The 14,623-nt window shown below is 69.9% G+C and carries 12 protein-coding genes, 2 pseudogenes and 1 riboswitch; of the genes and pseudogenes, 6 read left to right on the top strand and 8 right to left on the bottom strand.

Going from position 1 to position 14,623, the window contains the following annotated elements; all coding sequences use genetic code 11:
- Positions 1–12: 12 nt before the first annotated feature.
- Positions 13–558, bottom strand: coding sequence for a hypothetical protein (locus OGH68_RS28585; RefSeq protein ID WP_264247889.1), 546 nt, complete (start codon positions 556–558; stop codon positions 13–15).
- Positions 559–736: 178 nt separating this feature from the next.
- Between OGH68_RS28585 and OGH68_RS28580 the strand changes: the two genes are divergently transcribed.
- On the top strand, positions 737–1,252 hold the full coding sequence (locus tag OGH68_RS28580; RefSeq protein WP_264247888.1) for a hypothetical protein: 516 nt from the start codon (positions 737–739) through the stop codon (positions 1,250–1,252).
- A 368-nt stretch (positions 1,253–1,620) separates the two neighbouring features.
- Here OGH68_RS28580 and OGH68_RS28575 read toward each other — a convergent pair whose 3' ends face one another.
- On the bottom strand, positions 1,621–3,204 hold the full coding sequence (locus tag OGH68_RS28575) for a hypothetical protein (protein WP_264247887.1): 1,584 nt from the start codon (positions 3,202–3,204) through the stop codon (positions 1,621–1,623).
- A 274-nt stretch (positions 3,205–3,478) separates the two neighbouring features.
- On the opposite strand from OGH68_RS28575, the pseudogene OGH68_RS28570 reads away from it, so the two are divergent.
- Positions 3,479–4,338: pseudogene (locus tag OGH68_RS28570) on the top strand (helix-turn-helix domain-containing protein).
- Complete coding sequence (locus tag OGH68_RS28565) at positions 4,335–4,526, top strand: DUF397 domain-containing protein (protein ID WP_264247886.1); 192 nt, start codon at positions 4,335–4,337, stop codon at positions 4,524–4,526. Before OGH68_RS28570 ends, OGH68_RS28565 begins: the two are co-directional and overlap by 4 nt.
- 668 nt (positions 4,527–5,194) lie before the next feature.
- Here OGH68_RS28565 and OGH68_RS28560 read toward each other — a convergent pair.
- Positions 5,195–5,476 (bottom strand): hypothetical protein, encoded by a 282-nt coding sequence (locus OGH68_RS28560; RefSeq protein ID WP_264247885.1) that lies wholly within the window; start codon positions 5,474–5,476, stop codon positions 5,195–5,197.
- A gap of 138 nt (positions 5,477–5,614) precedes the next feature.
- Here OGH68_RS28560 and OGH68_RS28555 point away from each other — a divergent pair, with 138 nt between their 5' ends.
- On the top strand, positions 5,615–6,169 hold the full coding sequence (locus tag OGH68_RS28555; protein WP_264247884.1) for a hypothetical protein: 555 nt from the start codon (positions 5,615–5,617) through the stop codon (positions 6,167–6,169).
- A 161-nt stretch (positions 6,170–6,330) separates the two neighbouring features.
- On the opposite strand, the gene OGH68_RS28550 is transcribed toward OGH68_RS28555, so the two are convergent.
- The 3 genes from OGH68_RS28550 to OGH68_RS28540 all read right to left on the bottom strand — a co-directional run bounded on the left by OGH68_RS28550 (position 6,331) and on the right by OGH68_RS28540 (position 12,103).
- Positions 6,331–7,134, bottom strand: coding sequence for a LysM peptidoglycan-binding domain-containing protein (locus OGH68_RS28550; RefSeq protein WP_264247883.1), 804 nt, complete (start codon positions 7,132–7,134; stop codon positions 6,331–6,333).
- 4 nt (positions 7,135–7,138) lie between these two features.
- Positions 7,139–7,294, bottom strand: a riboswitch (cyclic di-AMP (ydaO/yuaA leader).
- Between the two features lie 409 nt (positions 7,295–7,703).
- Positions 7,704–10,421, bottom strand: a complete 2,718-nt coding sequence (locus OGH68_RS28545; RefSeq protein WP_264247882.1) for a cellulose binding domain-containing protein — start codon at positions 10,419–10,421, stop codon at positions 7,704–7,706.
- A gap of 203 nt (positions 10,422–10,624) precedes the next feature.
- Positions 10,625–12,103, bottom strand: a complete 1,479-nt coding sequence (locus tag OGH68_RS28540; RefSeq protein WP_264247881.1) for a glutamate--cysteine ligase — start codon at positions 12,101–12,103, stop codon at positions 10,625–10,627.
- Between the two features lie 256 nt (positions 12,104–12,359).
- On the opposite strand from OGH68_RS28540, the pseudogene OGH68_RS28535 reads away from it, so the two are divergent.
- A pseudogene (locus tag OGH68_RS28535) lies at positions 12,360–12,765 on the top strand (alpha/beta fold hydrolase); the annotation flags it as partial.
- A 418-nt stretch (positions 12,766–13,183) separates the two neighbouring features.
- Here OGH68_RS28535 and OGH68_RS28530 read toward each other — a convergent pair.
- Complete coding sequence (locus tag OGH68_RS28530) at positions 13,184–13,522, bottom strand: hypothetical protein (RefSeq protein WP_264247879.1); 339 nt, start codon at positions 13,520–13,522, stop codon at positions 13,184–13,186.
- Between the two features lie 126 nt (positions 13,523–13,648).
- On the opposite strand from OGH68_RS28530, the gene OGH68_RS28525 reads away from it, so the two are divergent.
- Positions 13,649–13,942 (top strand): hypothetical protein, encoded by a 294-nt coding sequence (locus tag OGH68_RS28525; protein WP_264247878.1) that lies wholly within the window; start codon positions 13,649–13,651, stop codon positions 13,940–13,942.
- Between the two features lie 62 nt (positions 13,943–14,004).
- Here OGH68_RS28525 and OGH68_RS28520 read toward each other — a convergent pair whose 3' ends face one another.
- On the bottom strand, positions 14,005–14,616 hold the full coding sequence (locus tag OGH68_RS28520) for an SMI1/KNR4 family protein (protein ID WP_264247877.1): 612 nt from the start codon (positions 14,614–14,616) through the stop codon (positions 14,005–14,007).
- Positions 14,617–14,623 lie beyond the last annotated feature (7 nt).

The raw sequence follows: 14,623 nt of genomic DNA, 5'->3' as shown, positions 1-14,623 counted from the left end.
GACGACGCGGCGTCAGTCCTCGTCGAAGTACGCGTCGAGCACCGCGTCCAGCTCCGCCGCCCACTCCTTCAGCCGCGCCCGGGCCGGCGCCTCGACGTCGGCGTTGAACCAGCGGTTGGCCGCCACGTGGACGGTGACGGTGAACCGGCGCCCGAAGCGGGCGGGCTTCACCTCGACGGCGCCGATCTCGTCCCACGCGAATTCCGCCTCCTGGTCGTCCAGGGTGAAGCGCAGGCCGGAGCGGTTCGCGGTGATCGATCCGCGGCGGTCGCCGACCTGGAAGGCGGGGCCGTCGGGCGTGGCGTCGTCGGTGTCTGCGGCGGATTCACCGGCCGGTTCCCCGCCGGCTTCGTCCGCAAGGACGCCGGCGTCACCGGCTGTGACGTCGTCGGCCGCCGTCTCCGGCGCCGCGTCCACGGCCTCGGCCGTCCCGGCCCTGCTCCCCTCCTCCTTCCTGTCCTTCACGGCAGGCGAGGGGCCCGTGAGGCCGGGGATGAACGCCGGATCCGTCCCCACGCCGAGTTCGATCTTCGTCTTCGGATCTATCTGCTGCTCCACGGCGGGCAGTATGGACGATGAACCTGTACGAGACCAATGCGGTCAGCCGATCGGCTGTCGCGTCGCCCCGCTACCGGGCCGGTGCTTCCCGGTGGAGCGGGCATGACCCCTCGGTGAGGCGAGGCCCGGAGAGGGAAGCGGTGGCGGTCACGGGCCGGTCTCCGAGAGACTGCTCGGTGTGCCTGACACCTCGCTGCTCGTCGCAGGTCTCACCAGCGTGACGGCCATCACGGCCAGTTCACTGGCGAGTTGGCTGACCAGCAGGGGCAATGCCCGCGCTGCCCGGCTCCAGGTCGATGCCACGTCGGCCGCGCAGCGCCGCGAAGGTGTCCGCCAGACCCGGCGGGCGGCCTACCTGGAACTCATCGAGCAGGCCCAGGCCGTCGCCGACGGACTCCGGGGAGTCGACGGCCTCTCGACCGCCGAGTGTGAAGCCGAGCTGGCCGCGCACCGCGACCGGCATCAACGACTGCGCCGGGCGGCGACGCTGTTCGACCTGGAGGGTCCGTCCAGCGTCGGGGGCGCCGCATCGAACCTGCTGATCATGTCGGGAACGCTCGGCACCGCTCTGGCAGCCATGGCCGAGAACGCCGACCGGGAGAACCGCCGGGAATTCCAGCAGACGCTGCGCGCATACATACGGCTGATCAGGCCGTTCGTCGACGCGGCCGCCGCAGCGCTGGACGAGACGTAGGCCGCACACCTCGACGCTGTCGTGCGGAACGAGCCTGGGCTCCACCAACATCGCCGGCGCCTGTGCAACGGGGGCCGACTGGATGCCGGACGACGTGGCCTCACACTGAACCGCTGGTGCCGGCGCTTCTCCTCGGAACGGGCTGACACGTCCCCGCAAAGGCCGATCCGGTGTACGACCGCTGGCACGGTCGGCAGGACATCGACGGGCGCAGTGAACCCGACCGAGAACAACTTCATCCCGGCCGACTCCTGTACTGGCCCGCAGGACGGCTCTGAACGGGCAAAGCCACGTGCAACCACGGCAGACCGAATCGGTGCCGGCCGGTACCGAGGGCCCCGGCCGGGGTGGTGCCGTCGGCGGTCCACCTACAGATGCAACCCCACGTGATCCACGATCAGGCGCTTACCGGCGTGGTCGAAGTCGAAGTAGATGCGCCCTACTTCGTCGGGCGACACGGCATCACGAACCTTGATGTGAGCGAGCCTGTCCCTGCGGCCCTCGAATTCGAAGTAGCGCAGCGTCTTGTTCTTGCTGAGCTTGTCATCGCTGTTGGCGAACTTCAAAGAGTGCCGGTCGCGGAACCACTTGTCCATTCGGGGCATTTTTGCCGCCTTGCCGCTGTACAGGTCGACGGCGGCCTGGGCGAGGGTGATCAGCTGATCGGTCATCTCCTGCTGGTGCGGATAGCGGGAGATCTTCCAGGCCCGTGCCGCGTTCGGCGTGAACACAATGCGTCCCTCCGACACGCGCGTGAGCACCTCGAAGGTCGAGCTTGCGTCCGCCGCCAGCACCGGGACGTCGGTCCACGTCTCGCACGCGGCTTGCGGTCTGCCGGACTTCGCAAGCTCCAGATACAGCTTCTTCCACTCGTTGCGCTCAATGCGCAGATTTTTGGAATCGGCCGCATCGGCCTTCGCCTTGTCGCGCTCCTTCGTGGCCTCCTCGGCAGCCGCCTCCCAGAACTCGGCCGCCTCTTCCAGCTGCTTCACACGCGCCTTGAACGCGGCCCGCTCAGCGGTCCTGTCGCCGCGGGCCTGTGCGGCGGCCAGTTGCTCGGCGGCCTTGCGCGCGGCACTCCTGTGCGACGCCTGCCGCGCCGCCTCCCATGCCGTGTCACCTCCTCGGGCGATGACGGAAAGCTGGGCGAGGGAGGGCATGAGGCGCCTCCACACGAAGGAGTCCTCGGAGACCTCTTCACGGGTAAAGGAAAGGTGCTCGAAGGACAGATTGGGCCAGACCAGCCGCGCGCCACCGTCGGGAACGGCCACGTGTGCATGACGTCGCTGCACCGCCCGCGCGGTCGCATAGTTCAGCGTCACCACTTGTGCGAGGCCGACGAGTTGGCCCGCCGCGTGGAAGGCCGTGGTCCACCCCGCGTCGTCCCGTGGATGGACCAGCAGGATCGGAAGGCGCGTCCTGATCGCGAGTGACTCGGTGAGAATCGCCGCGTGCTCGCCGTCCCGAATCCGTTCGTACCGCCCGGTTGCACGCTGGCCGAGCACCCGGACATCAAGCTCGGCGTCGGTCAGCACCGACCGCAGGAGGTTCGGGCGCCTGATCGGCGGGTCCTGTACGGGTGCGATCCAGCCATTGGGGATCTCCCTTCCCATGACGACCCGCAGTCCGCAGTCGCCGTCCTCTGCTTCGGAAACCGTCACCCGGGTGACGAACTGCGCCTCCCCGTCCGGCAGCGGCTGCTGAATGGCCGCCCTCAAAGCCCTGGTACGGCTGCCACCTGCCAAGGCCCAGCCAACTGTGCGGGCACCGTATCCGGGTGTACTTTCTCCGAGGACGACCTCGCCGTCCCGCTCCAGGTCTCTGCTCGTGGGTGCTTGGGCATGCCCGCCGGCACCGAGCCAGTCGGCGAGATCACGGCGCAGACGATCGTAGGCGCCTGCTGATTCCTGCGTGGGCCGGACATCGAAACTGACGGCATACAGCGCCTGCACGCTGGCGGGGGTGGGCGCGCAGGCGGGGCCGGGGATGGCGGTCGGGGTATGAGGAGCGGCCGGCATGGGGCCAGGGTGCCGAGAGTTGATGGGGCGTCGGCAGGTCCGCTGCTGATACAGATCCCGTTGTACTGGTTGACGCGCTGGACCGGGTCGGTCGCTGTACGTGACCAGTGACCAGTCGGGCACGGGGCGCAGCGCGCTACGACGCACGGTACGGCACGGGTACGGGCGGGCCGGCGGGACCGGCTCGGCACAGGGGAAGGCGGCTGCGATGACGACGGACAACGGCGGTGGGGCGGGCGGGGCCGGCGGGGGCTGTGAGCCGGAGCTGTCGGACAGCCTCAAGACCTTCGGCGCGGTACTCGAGGCGCTGCGGGAGGAAGCGCGCTTCACGCAGGAGCAGTTCGCGCCGCTGGTGCGGTACTCGGCGGCGTACATCGCCAAGATCGAGCAGGGCAAGCGGTTCCCGCCGAGGGAGCTGCTGGACCGGTGCGAGGAGGCACTGGGGGCGACTGCGGCGAGGGTACTGGTGGCAGCGGTACGGAGCCTGACGCGCAAGGCGGGCTGGCGTCGTGGTTCCGGCAGTGGGCGGGGATCGAGGAAGAGGCGATCTCGCTCTACGCGTACGAGTGCCGGGCGATTCCGGGGATGCTGCAGCCTGAGCCGTACATCAGGGCCCTGTTCGACCGCCACCTGCCACCGCTGACGCAGGAGCAGTCCGACCACCAAGTCGCAGCACGCGTGGCCCGCCAGCAACTACTGGTCGACCGCCCGAACACTCACTTCAGCTTCATCTTCGAACAGGCGCTACTGGAACGGCGCATGGGCGGTGCCGAAGTCACGAAGTCCCTCTTCGACCACCTGCTGTCGGTGGGAAGCCACCGCAACGTGGAGATCCAGGTCATGCCGCTGGTCCAGGAGGACCACGGTGGGTTCGAAGGCGAGATGTACCTTGCTGAGGCTGCCGATCACCGGTGGGTCGGGTACGTCGAGGGACACGGCAACAGCGCACTCCTCACCGACCCCAGAACCGTAAGTCACATGTTGCAGCGCTATGGCAAAATGCGCTCGCAGGCTCTGAGCCATCAGGCCACGGCAAGCCTGCTGGAACAGATGCGAGGAGCGCTATGAGCACCACGGAAATGGCCTGGTTCAAGAGCAGCTACAGCGGCGGCGGCGGCGACAACTGCATCGAGGTCGCCGTGCGCCCGAAGACCGTTCTGGTCCGGGACTCGAAGGACACACAGCGCCGGCCACTTGCGGTCTCCCCCGACGCCTGGTCGGCGTTCACCACGCTTGCGGCGGACTCGCGCGTCTGAACTGTCGCTGGAGCAGCGGCTGTCCGCTGCCCATCGACGTGTGACTACGCGACGTCCAGCGAGGCCTGCTTCGTCGGCTTACGACCCCGCGTCTTCTTCCCCGGGCATCAGGCATCCACCAGGGGCCTCACCACGTTGTCGGCCCAACTGCCAGGCTCCGCCTCCAGCTTGGCAAAGGCTCGCTGTAGGACCCTGGGGCTCTGGCTGCAGTGCCAACGAGTTGGGCTGGCTGATGCTGGACCCGGACCCCGACAAGTGGCCGGTGTTGGCCTGGCGTCGACAGACCGTTATGGCGACTCCAGATGGGCACTCTTCGACTGCGGCGTGGTCGACTTCCTGGTCAAGATGATGCGAGCCGAGTTCGACGTTTGCCCTCTTGCTGACGCTTCCCTCTGGGTGCGACTGCTCCTTTCGTGCACTGGCGTGAGCAGCAGCGCCGCTGGCTTGCGGGCCCTGATCGCGAGACGGGCGAGCCTGATCCGCACGTGCAGAACTTTCTTCAGTGGCCCGCACCCTGACCAAGGAGCTCGCCAACCTGCTCATCAGCTCGGTTGGCAAAGGCTCACTCACGCTCGGAATGCTGTCAGCGGCCGTCTTCCCACGAGCAACACGGAAACAGGTCCATGTCCGGCTCATCACGTTGCGCGCGACAGACGTCCCGTGCAGTCTCACGCCGCGGGGGAGCAACGCCGGGGTCGGTAGCGGACCGCGGCTCCCGCCACGCGGCAGCGGCCCATGGCGCTCCTGCCGCAGCCGCGCCACTGTGCCCGGGTGACGCGGGGGCGGTGGCCGCCGCTGGTGATCAGCGCGTTCACCGGTGTCATCGGGTCCGTGGCCGTCACCTTGGCCAGCAGGACGCCGACCGCGAGCGGGAGCAGACTCACGGCGAGGGCAGTTCCGGCGGTGGTGGCGTTGCGAACACGAGGGTGGCGGAGGGCTTCGGGGAGCATGACCCGATTCGACCAGCGGCGGGGTGCCGGCGGATCCGGCCGGGTACTCAGGACGGCCGGTCCTCGTACTCATTCCGTCCTCGCACGCGGGTGGCCAACTACCGGTCACGGGCCGAAAGATCGCTGTAGCCTCCGTGCATGACCACGGACACGGAGTGCCTGACGCTCACCCAGAACCTGCGCCGTCGCGGGGCCACCGTGCTCGCCGTCTTCGCACTGGTGTGGGCGTTCGCGGCCGGTTCCGGCATTGCCGTGATGCCGGTTGCCGTCGCCGTCGGTGTGGTCGGTGCCGTGCTGACCGGCGTGGTGGTGGTCCTGGCCCACCGCGGGGCCGCGGGGCCGGCCCGCCGGACCGTGCGGCTGCCGGAGAAGTGGAATCGAGGGGTCGGACTTGTCAACGCGCTCGAGGTCGTCGCCGTCTTCGCGGTGATCGCCGTGGCCAACGCGACGGGTCACGCGGAGCTGATTCCGCCGGGCATTTGCCTCGTGGTGGGTCTGCACTTCTTTCCGCTGGCGCGGCTCTTCGACCAATGGCAGTACACGTGGACGGCCGTCCTTCTGACGGCGGTCGCGGTCGTCGGCACGGCGGTCGCCGTGGCCGGGGCGACCGCTGAGACGGTGCGCGTGGTAGTCGGGGCGGGGGCGGCGGTCGTGCTGTGGCTGTCCGCGTTCCATGTGGCCGTGCGCGGCTGACGCTCACGGCCACATGGCGGCACGGCCACACGGCCACATGGATTCGTGCGCTGCCGAGGCGCACGCGGCACGGCTCGGGCCGGTGTCCGGGGCGCCGCCGGGCGTCCCGGGCACCGGCCCGGTGAGGTGCTGCGGCCTGCCGGCCGTCGCAACGGTCCCTTTTAGTAGGGGCCGTTCACGTTGTCGATCGAGCCGTACCGGTCGGCGGCGTAGTTGCACGCGGCGGTGATGTTGGCGACCGGGTCGTACAGGTCGTAGGACGTGCCGGGGACGTGGTAGGCGTCGAAAGTCGGCTGGATGACCTGGAGCAGGCCCTTCGAGGGCGTGCCGTTGATGGCGTTGATGTCCCAGTTGTTGATGGCCAGCGGGTTGCCGGAGGACTCACGCATGATGTTGCGGTGAATTCCCTCGTAGGTGCCCGGAATTCCGTGCTGGGCCATGATGTCCAGCGATTCCTTGATCCAGCCGTCGAGGTTGTCCGCGTAGGCCGGCTTCGCGGCGGCAGCGGCCTTCTTTGTCGCCGCGGCGGGCTTCGCCGCCAGCGTGGTCTTCTTCTCGGAGCGGTCCGCGCGGTCGGCCTCCACGGCCCGGTCGGCCTTCTTGGGGGCGGCCTTTTCCTTGGCCTCCGGGGTGGCGCCGATGGTCAGCTTCAGGCCCGGGTGAATCAGCGACGGGTCGTCGCCGACAGCCTTCCGGTTGTCCTTGTAGAGCTGCTTCCAGCCACCGTCGACGGAATGGGCGGCGGCGATCTTGGAAAGGGAGTCGCCGGCCACCACGGAATAGGTGATGGACTTCTCGGCGGCGGCCGGAGCGGCCACGGCAGCCGGCTGGGCCGCGGGAGCGGCCTGAGCAGTGGCGGCGCCCATGAGCGGCAGGGCCAGGGCCGCGCCACCCGTGCTCGCGGCGATGATCCCGCGGGTGAACGAACGGATCTTGGTACGACGGTGCTTACCCTTTGCGGGCATGGCGAATTCCTCTCCGTCGCCTGCGAGGTGAGCTGTCGGGTTCGGGCTGGAGATGCCCGGCCGCTGGAATGCGACTTCACCCCTAGCCGTTCCGGATTCCGGTTCGGCGACTTACCTGGTTCCCCCGCTCCTGCCGTACGTGAGTCGATGCGGTCTGGGTTCCGGACGGCGGCAGGATTCGGCGGTCCACCCGGATTGACGGTGACCGTAAGCGAGAGCGACCCGGCGAAACAAGTGGCGAATTGTTGATCATAATCCGAAAAGCGGTTATACCCGGGTGATTTCAATTGTCATTGCCGCGTCAAGAAACCCAAATCCCTTTCCGACGAAGGACAATGGCCGACCCGGTGACCTTTCCGTTGCGGAGTGCCAGGTGACTGACATCACGAGTGGCCTGCGCAACCGCCTGCCTCGTCGCGCCGTCTCGAGGGCACCAACTCCCAACAATCGCCCGGAATTCACCTTTCAGAACAGTTCGGCCAAATCCTTCATAACGGACATTCACTGCCAAAGCGCCGCGAGGCTCCCGGTTCATGCCAGGAGCCCCGCGGCGCCGTCCGCCACCCGTCTCAGCCGACGGTGCAGGCCTCACCTCCCAGGGTGAAGGCGCCGGGGCCGCCGTTCTCGCCCGACCAGGTGCCCGTGAAGCCGAAGCCCACCGAGGCACCGGCGGCCACCTTGCCGTTCCAGGAGACGTTGCCGGCCGTCACCTCTGCTCCGGCCTGCCGGTGTGTGGCATTCCACATCTGCCCGACCTTCTGCCCGTCGGGGAAGGTCCAGCTCAGCTGCCAGCCGTCCAGCGCAGCGGCACCCGTGTTGGTGAGCGTCACATCGGCCTGGAACCCGCCCGACCACTGGTTGGTGACGGCGTACGTCACCGTGCAGTCGGCGTCCGCGGGCGGCTCCTCCGGGTCGGGGTCCGGATCCGGCTCGGGGCCCGGGCCGGGGTCACCGCCGCCGTCACTCTCCGGCGACTCGCCGTAGATGATGCCGCGCCCGTTGGTGGCCACGTACACCCGGCCGAAGACCCGCGGGTCGCCGGTGATCGCCGCGCCGGTCCAGCCCCACTGGTGCGCGTCGTCGTTGATCCGCGTCCAGTTCGCCCCCGCGTCCGTCGAGCGGAAGATGCCGCGCACACCGCCGATCTTCGCGCTGACGAAGAGCGTCCGGTACGAAGCGCCGGCCGCCGCCTTGCCGAAGCCGACCGCGTCCGCCTCCGCCACGCCGGAGATCTTGGTGAAGGTCGCGCCGGAGTCGGTGGAGTGCCACAGGCCGTACGTCCCGTTCGCCGCGCCGCCCGCGAGCCAGATGTCACCCTCCGTACCCGGAACCGCCTTGAAGCGGACATCGCCCTCCGCCGGGAGGCCGGACGCCCTCGCGGTGAAGGTGGCGCCGCCGTCGGCGGACACGTAGAAGGTCCCGTCCTTGAAGCCGTAGAACTTCTTGGGGTTCTTCCGGTCGGACTCGACGACCGCCCCGGCCGGGATGCCGGTGGACGCGGCCCACGAGCCGCCGAAGCCGGTGGTGCGGTGCACCCCCGCGCCCTCCGGGCTCCAGACGAAGCCGCTGCCGTCCGCAGCGGCGGCGACCGTGCCTCCGCCCGTCACGCCGGCCGGCTGCGAGCCCTGGAACCAATTGGCCCCGTTGTCCGTGGAGAACGCGATGTGCGGGGCGGCGTCGGCGTTGCCGACCCGTACGACGGTGTCGGGTGCGGCCTCCGCGAAATCCAGGCTCGTGGTCGCCGACATGTTCGGCCCGGTGAACATCATCTCGGGCACGGCGTCGAGATCCGTGTGACGGAAGCCACCGATGTCGAGGAGACCGCTGAGCAGCGGCGCGCCCGACGGCGGGCTGGCCAGGTCGTTGACGGCCGTCTCCTCCAGGCCCTTCACCATCGGCGTGATCAGGATCTTCCCGCCGGTGTCCCAGGTCCGCAGGTTCTCGGTCCCGTAGATCGTCGCGCCCGTGCCGTACATCATCCGGTCGGAGTCGAACGGGTCGATCTCCAGCGCCTCGGTCATCCAGCCGAGCTTGGGTGAGACCTCGGGGGGCGACGGGTTCGCTCCCCAGGAGAGCCAGGGGACGGAGGAGATGTCCTGGGTGTAGCGGAAGGAACGGTCGGGATAGCTGGTGTGGTCCCAGGCCCTGGTCCAGGTCGCGCCGCTGTCCGTGGAGCGGAAGATCTGGGTGTCGGGCCACCAGGAGCTGTAGGCCGTGGCCATCAGGGTGCCGGGCCGCTGCCGGTCCACGCTCAGCCCGCTGAAGCCGGAGTAGGTGTCGGCCTCGGCGGTCGGGCTGATGTCCGTCCACTCCCCTGTGGCCGTGTCGTAGCGTGCGATGCGTCCCTTGGAGCCGTCGTACGGGCCGCCGGTGTCGCTCAGCGCCAGATGGAGATGGCCGGTGGCGGAGTCGAGGACGCCCTTGTGCGCGAGGTATCCGGTCGGCTGTCCGGCGATCCGGGACCAGGTGGCGCCGCCGTCGGTCGAGCGGTAGACGGTGTTCTCCTTGTCGGCGACGCCGACGTAGATGTCCTGGGTGGCGCTGCCCGCGCTGCCGGACCGCTCGTCGAAGGTCACCCACACGACGCCCTGGTTGTCACTGGCGTAGCCGCTGGTGTCGGAGGGGTCCTGGGCGTAGTTCCCCGGGTTGGGGAAGGCGGTGACCTCGGACCAGGTCACGCCGGAATCGGTGGACCGCCAGAGGCCGTGGCCGCTGGGAGCGCCCAGGTAGAGCACGGAGTTCTTGTTCGGGTCCACCGCGAGGCGCTCCCCCATCCCCCGGCCCGGCATGTTGCCGCCGAGCTTGAAGGGGAGCGTGGTGGCCTGCCAGCTCGCGCCGCGGTCGGACGAGCGCAGGACGGCGCCGTTGGTCGGGTCCCAGCTGTTGGTGTACGTGCCGACGGCGGCATACACCTTGTCCGGGTCCACCGCGTCGGAGGCGAGGCTCGCCACGCCCGTCCAGCCCCATCTGTCCCAGTCGACCCAGTCCAGCAGTGGGGTCCATTCCTTCTCCGCCTGGTTCCAGCGGTAGGCGCCGCCGATGTCGGTGCGCGCGTAGGCGAGGTTCTTCTCCGAGCGGTTGAAGACGATGCCCGGCACGAAGCCGCCGCCGTCGATGCGCACGTTCTTCCAGGTGTAGGTGTCCGCGACCGTGGACACGTCGGATGTATCGACGGCCGGCCGGATATCGGCGGTACGGGCCGCGGCGGAGCCGCCGGTACCGACGAGCCCGGCCGTCAGGGTCAGGGCCGCCAGCAGGGCGGTGAATGGTCTGGCGCTTCTGCGCACGGAAACGTCCTCTCCGAGCGGGACCGCCGGGGTGGCGGTGCGAGGTGGCGTACGGAGTGGTGCACGGAGTGGGAGCGCTCCCAGTGCGGACGATGGTAGCGGGACGGGCCGCCGGGGAGAAGGGTGCTGCAACGCCTGCCGCACAGGACTCATCCGATGAATGACCGCGACCGGACCGGGGGCTCCGGGCGCTCGGTGGTGGCTCAGTCGACCGGCCAGGTGTGCGCCGGCGCGTTCAGATGCATGTAGTCGATGTACTGCCGCGTCATGAGGCGCAGCGCCTCGTGGTGGTCGACGCGGGACGTGGCGTCGATGTGGTGGTACATCTCCGCCTGCCACAGGGCTCCGTTGCGCCCGCTGACGCAGCGCTGCTCGATGATCCCGAGCAGCGGCTCCCGCCACGCCGAGTCCATGCCGGAGAGTTCGAGGCCCCGGTGGGCCATGGGCAGCAGACGCCTCAGGACGAGCTCGGCCACCGGGACCTCACCCATCCCCGGCCAGTACAGAAGGGCGTCGATACCGTGCCGGGCGGCGGCGTGCAGATTGTCCTCCGCCCCCTGGAAGGACATCCGCGACCACACCGGCCGTTCCTCGTCGGCCAGGGCGCGGGTCAGCCCGTAGTAGAAGGCGCCGTTGGCGAGGGTGTCGGCGACGGTGGGCCCGGCGGGGAGCACCCGGTTCTCGACGCGCAGGTGCGGCTTGCCGTGGGTGACGGCGTACACGGGGCGGTTCCAGCGGTAGATGGTGCCGTTGTGCAGGGTGAGTTCGGACAGTTCGGGGGTGTCCCCGCCGTCGAGCGTGGCCTGCGGGTCCTCGTCGTCGCACAGCGGCAGCAGGGCGGGGAAGTAACGCACGTTCTCCTCGAAGAGATCGAAGACGCTGTTGATCCACCGCTCGCCGAACCACACCCGCGGCCGTACGCCCTGCACCTTGATCTCCTCGGGCCGGGTGTCCGTGGCCTGCTCGAACAGCGGGATCCGGGTCTCGCGCCACAATTCCTTCTCGAAGAGGAACGGCGAGTTCGCCGCGAGCGCGACCTGCACCCCGGCGATCGCCTGGGCGGCGTTCCAGTACCGGGCGAACTCGTCCGGCGCGACCTGCAGATGGAACTGCGTGCTGGTGCACGCGGCCTCGGGCGTGATGGTGTCCGCGTAGGTGCGCAGCCTGTCCACGCCGTCCACCGCGATCCGCAGGTCCTCGCCCCGTGCCGCGAAGATCTGTTCGTTGAGCAGCCGGTAGCGCGGGTTCTCCGACAGCCCCGCCTCTCCCACGTCCCGCTGCCGCAGCGTCGGCAGGATGCCGATCATGGCCAGATGTGCGCCGACCTCGGACGCCCGCTGCTCGGCGTGGTTGAGCGCGTCGCGGATCTCCTGCTCCCACGCGTCGGGGCCGCCCGCGGTCAGGGTCCGCGGCGGGATGTTGATCTCCAGGTTGAACCGGCCCAGTTCGCTGTCCCAGGCCGGGTCCGCGATCGCCTCGAGCACGTCGGTGTTCCGCATCGCGGGCTCGCCGGCGTCGTCGACCAGGTTCAGTTCGATCTCGAGCCCCACCTGCGGGCGCTCCGACTCGAATCGCGCCTCGCGCAGCATCTGCGCGAACGTGTCGAGACAGGCCTGCATCTTCTCCCGGTAGCGGCGGCGGTCGTCACGGGTGAAGACGAGCGCCGGGACGTCACGCCCCATGGGCCCTCCCGAGTCTCACGAGTCTCGTCGGGCAGACGGCTTCCTCTTCAGGCTCCCACTCCCCGGCGGCCCCTACCAGCGGTACGGAACGCGACGCCGCCCCGGTACGCGACCGTCCCCCAAAGACCGGGGGCGCCGCCCGCTCCCCCGGGGCCCGGGGACCGGGCGCACATACGGTGACCGAGGCGCCCACGGCCTTGCGAGGGCGCCTCCGGTCACGGAGACCGTCGTCACGGAGAAGGGGAGAGCAACGTGGCTGGTGGGCGCGAACGCGCAGGTCTTCGAGCAGCTGCCGCCGGCCCTGCACCGTGCGCTGGTCCGGGAGTACATCGGCTCGGCCAGCCATCAGGGGCTCCGCCCGGCGACCCAAGGACGCGCTGGTGCGCCCGTGGTCCGACGCGACGGGACAAGCGGCGTTCCACCGCCAGATCGCCCAGGCCGACCAGCGCTGCACGGACGAGATCCAGGGGCTGTACCAGGGGATCACGATGCCCGTCACCATGTGCTGGGGCGAGCAGGACACATGGATCCCCTTGGCCAGGGGCCACGAGCCGGCGTCGGTGATTCCCGGCGCCCGGCTGCGCATCGTCCCGGGCGCCGGTCACCTCGTCCCCCTGGACACGCCCGCCGGGCTGCTGGAATTCCTCGGTACCGGGGACTGAGACCGCTCCGGTGTGATCACTCCGACGGCCGAGTTCCTCAGCCGTCCGCCTCGTCCTCGCGGCCGGCCCGCCCGAAGACAAGAGGGTGACAAGCCGACGCACGACACGACGGAGGGGTACGGGCCTCTGCGCGGGAGGGGAGGAGGGGCACCGGCCGCGGCTCGGCGCTGCGGCGGTCGGCCGTCGGCGTGGTGGCGCTGCTGGCGCTCGCCGGGCCGGTGCCGGGCACCGGCGCCGCCTCGGCCGACGCGCCGGTGCCATCGGCTGCCGCGCGCGACAGCGTCACCTGGAGCGTGGATCTGGGCGACGGCCGGGACGGCGTGGCCCCGGACGACGACGCAGTCGTCCACCACTTTGGCGGCGCCCTGCGGATCCGCGACACGGGCCTCGCCGGCGCCTCCGCCGGCACCGGCCGTGGTCAGGGGTCCACCGTGCTGCCGGTGCGGCGTCTGGCGAACGGGGTCGACCGGGTCGCCGCCGAGGTGGTGGCACACGTGCCGCCCGGGGCGCAGGTGCTGATCGACGTCCGCGGCCGGGACGGGAGCCGCCGCTGGACCGAGTGGTGCGAGGCGTCGCCCGGCGCCCCGGCCGAACTGCCGCGCACGGTCATGGAGGTACAGGCGCGGGTGGTCCTCCGGACCGGTCCGGACGGGACGGGCCCCGCCGTCTCCCGCCTGCGGCTCACCGCCTTCGGCGCGGGCGGGGCCCCGCCCGCGCCGAAGGCTGCCGCACCGTTCACCGCCTGTGTCTTCGCCACCCGCGAGGACCTGGTCGGCCACACCACCGCCAACGGGCACGTCATCCGCCCGGACGACCATTTCGTCGCGCTGCCCTCACGGCGCGGCCTGTACCCGAAGGGGAGCGCCGAGTACTCCGTACGGGTGTGCGGGCCGGGCCGGCCCGGTGCGAGACGGCGCCGGTGTGGGACGTCGGCCCGTGGAACATCCACGACGAACACTGGAACCCGTCCTTCGTGCGGGAGATGTTCAAGGACCTTCCGCAGGGTCTGCCCGCGTCCCAGGCCGCGTACGAGAGCGGCTACAACGACGGGCTCGACGGCTTCGCCCGGCGGGTCCTCAACCCGGCGGGCATCGACCTGGCCGACGGCACCTCCCACTACGTCGGTCTGAACGACAACGGGTGGGTGACGGTCACCTATCTGTGGACCGTGACCTGACCGGCGGAAACGACGGTGCCCGGGACCGCGAGGCCCCGGGCACCCTCTTCCGGACCGGCCGGTCAGTCGAACATGCCGGCGAACGGGTCGGGTTCACCCGTCCACGGGTCCAGTCCTTGCTCCAGCAGGCGGTCGTACTCACGCTCGTTCAGGAAGACCGCGGACTCCTTGCCCCACAGGGAGAGATCCCCCAGGGGACATTCGTCGAAGTCCGCCCGCAGCACGCGCACGAGGAACTCGGTCATCCCGCAGTCGTAGCGCCGCCACAGGGCGTCGTCCCGGTTGAACACCAGGACGGGCCACCGGTCGGGGTCACCGCCGGAGGCGTCCCAGCACAGGAGGTCCGAACTGCCGTCCACCCCCCAGGCGATCAGCTCCGGTGACGCCCCCTCCAGGCCGGGGGCCTTCTGCTCCCTGTCCCAGGCGTTCACGGCGTTCACCGTCTCCTCGAGCATCCCGCCGGACTCCGGTTGGGCGCCCTTGGGTTCGGGCCGCACGATGCTGAGGTAGTTCCCCATGTTCCCGGCCCCGTACAGCTCGATGAACTGCCGGTGGTCGCCGGGGAACTCCTTGCCCCAGGACTCGCCGAGGAGTGCCCAGTCGACCTGGGTGTCACTCTCGGCCGTGGGTGGCATGAGCTGCCGGAGCGTCTGCATTCCGGGCGTCTCGGTCACCTGTTCT

This window comes from Streptomyces peucetius (genome assembly GCF_025854275.1).
Lineage (GTDB): Bacteria > Actinomycetota > Actinomycetes > Streptomycetales > Streptomycetaceae > Streptomyces > Streptomyces peucetius_A.
Note: the sequence above shows the minus strand (reverse complement) of the source record. Positions and strands in the feature narration are given on the sequence as shown.

Excerpts from the sequence above, each read along its gene's own strand:
- OGH68_RS28565 (WP_264247886.1), top strand. The coding sequence starts at position 4,335 with ATGAGCACCACGGAAATGGCCTGGTTCAAGAGCAGCTACAGCGGCGGC.
- OGH68_RS28555 (WP_264247884.1), top strand. The coding sequence starts at position 5,615 with ATGACCACGGACACGGAGTGCCTGACGCTCACCCAGAACCTGCGCCGT.
- OGH68_RS28560 (WP_264247885.1), bottom strand. The coding sequence starts at position 5,476 with ATGCTCCCCGAAGCCCTCCGCCACCCTCGTGTTCGCAACGCCACCACC.
- OGH68_RS28540 (WP_264247881.1), bottom strand. The coding sequence starts at position 12,103 with ATGGGGCGTGACGTCCCGGCGCTCGTCTTCACCCGTGACGACCGCCGC.
- OGH68_RS28550 (WP_264247883.1), bottom strand. The coding sequence starts at position 7,134 with ATGCCCGCAAAGGGTAAGCACCGTCGTACCAAGATCCGTTCGTTCACC.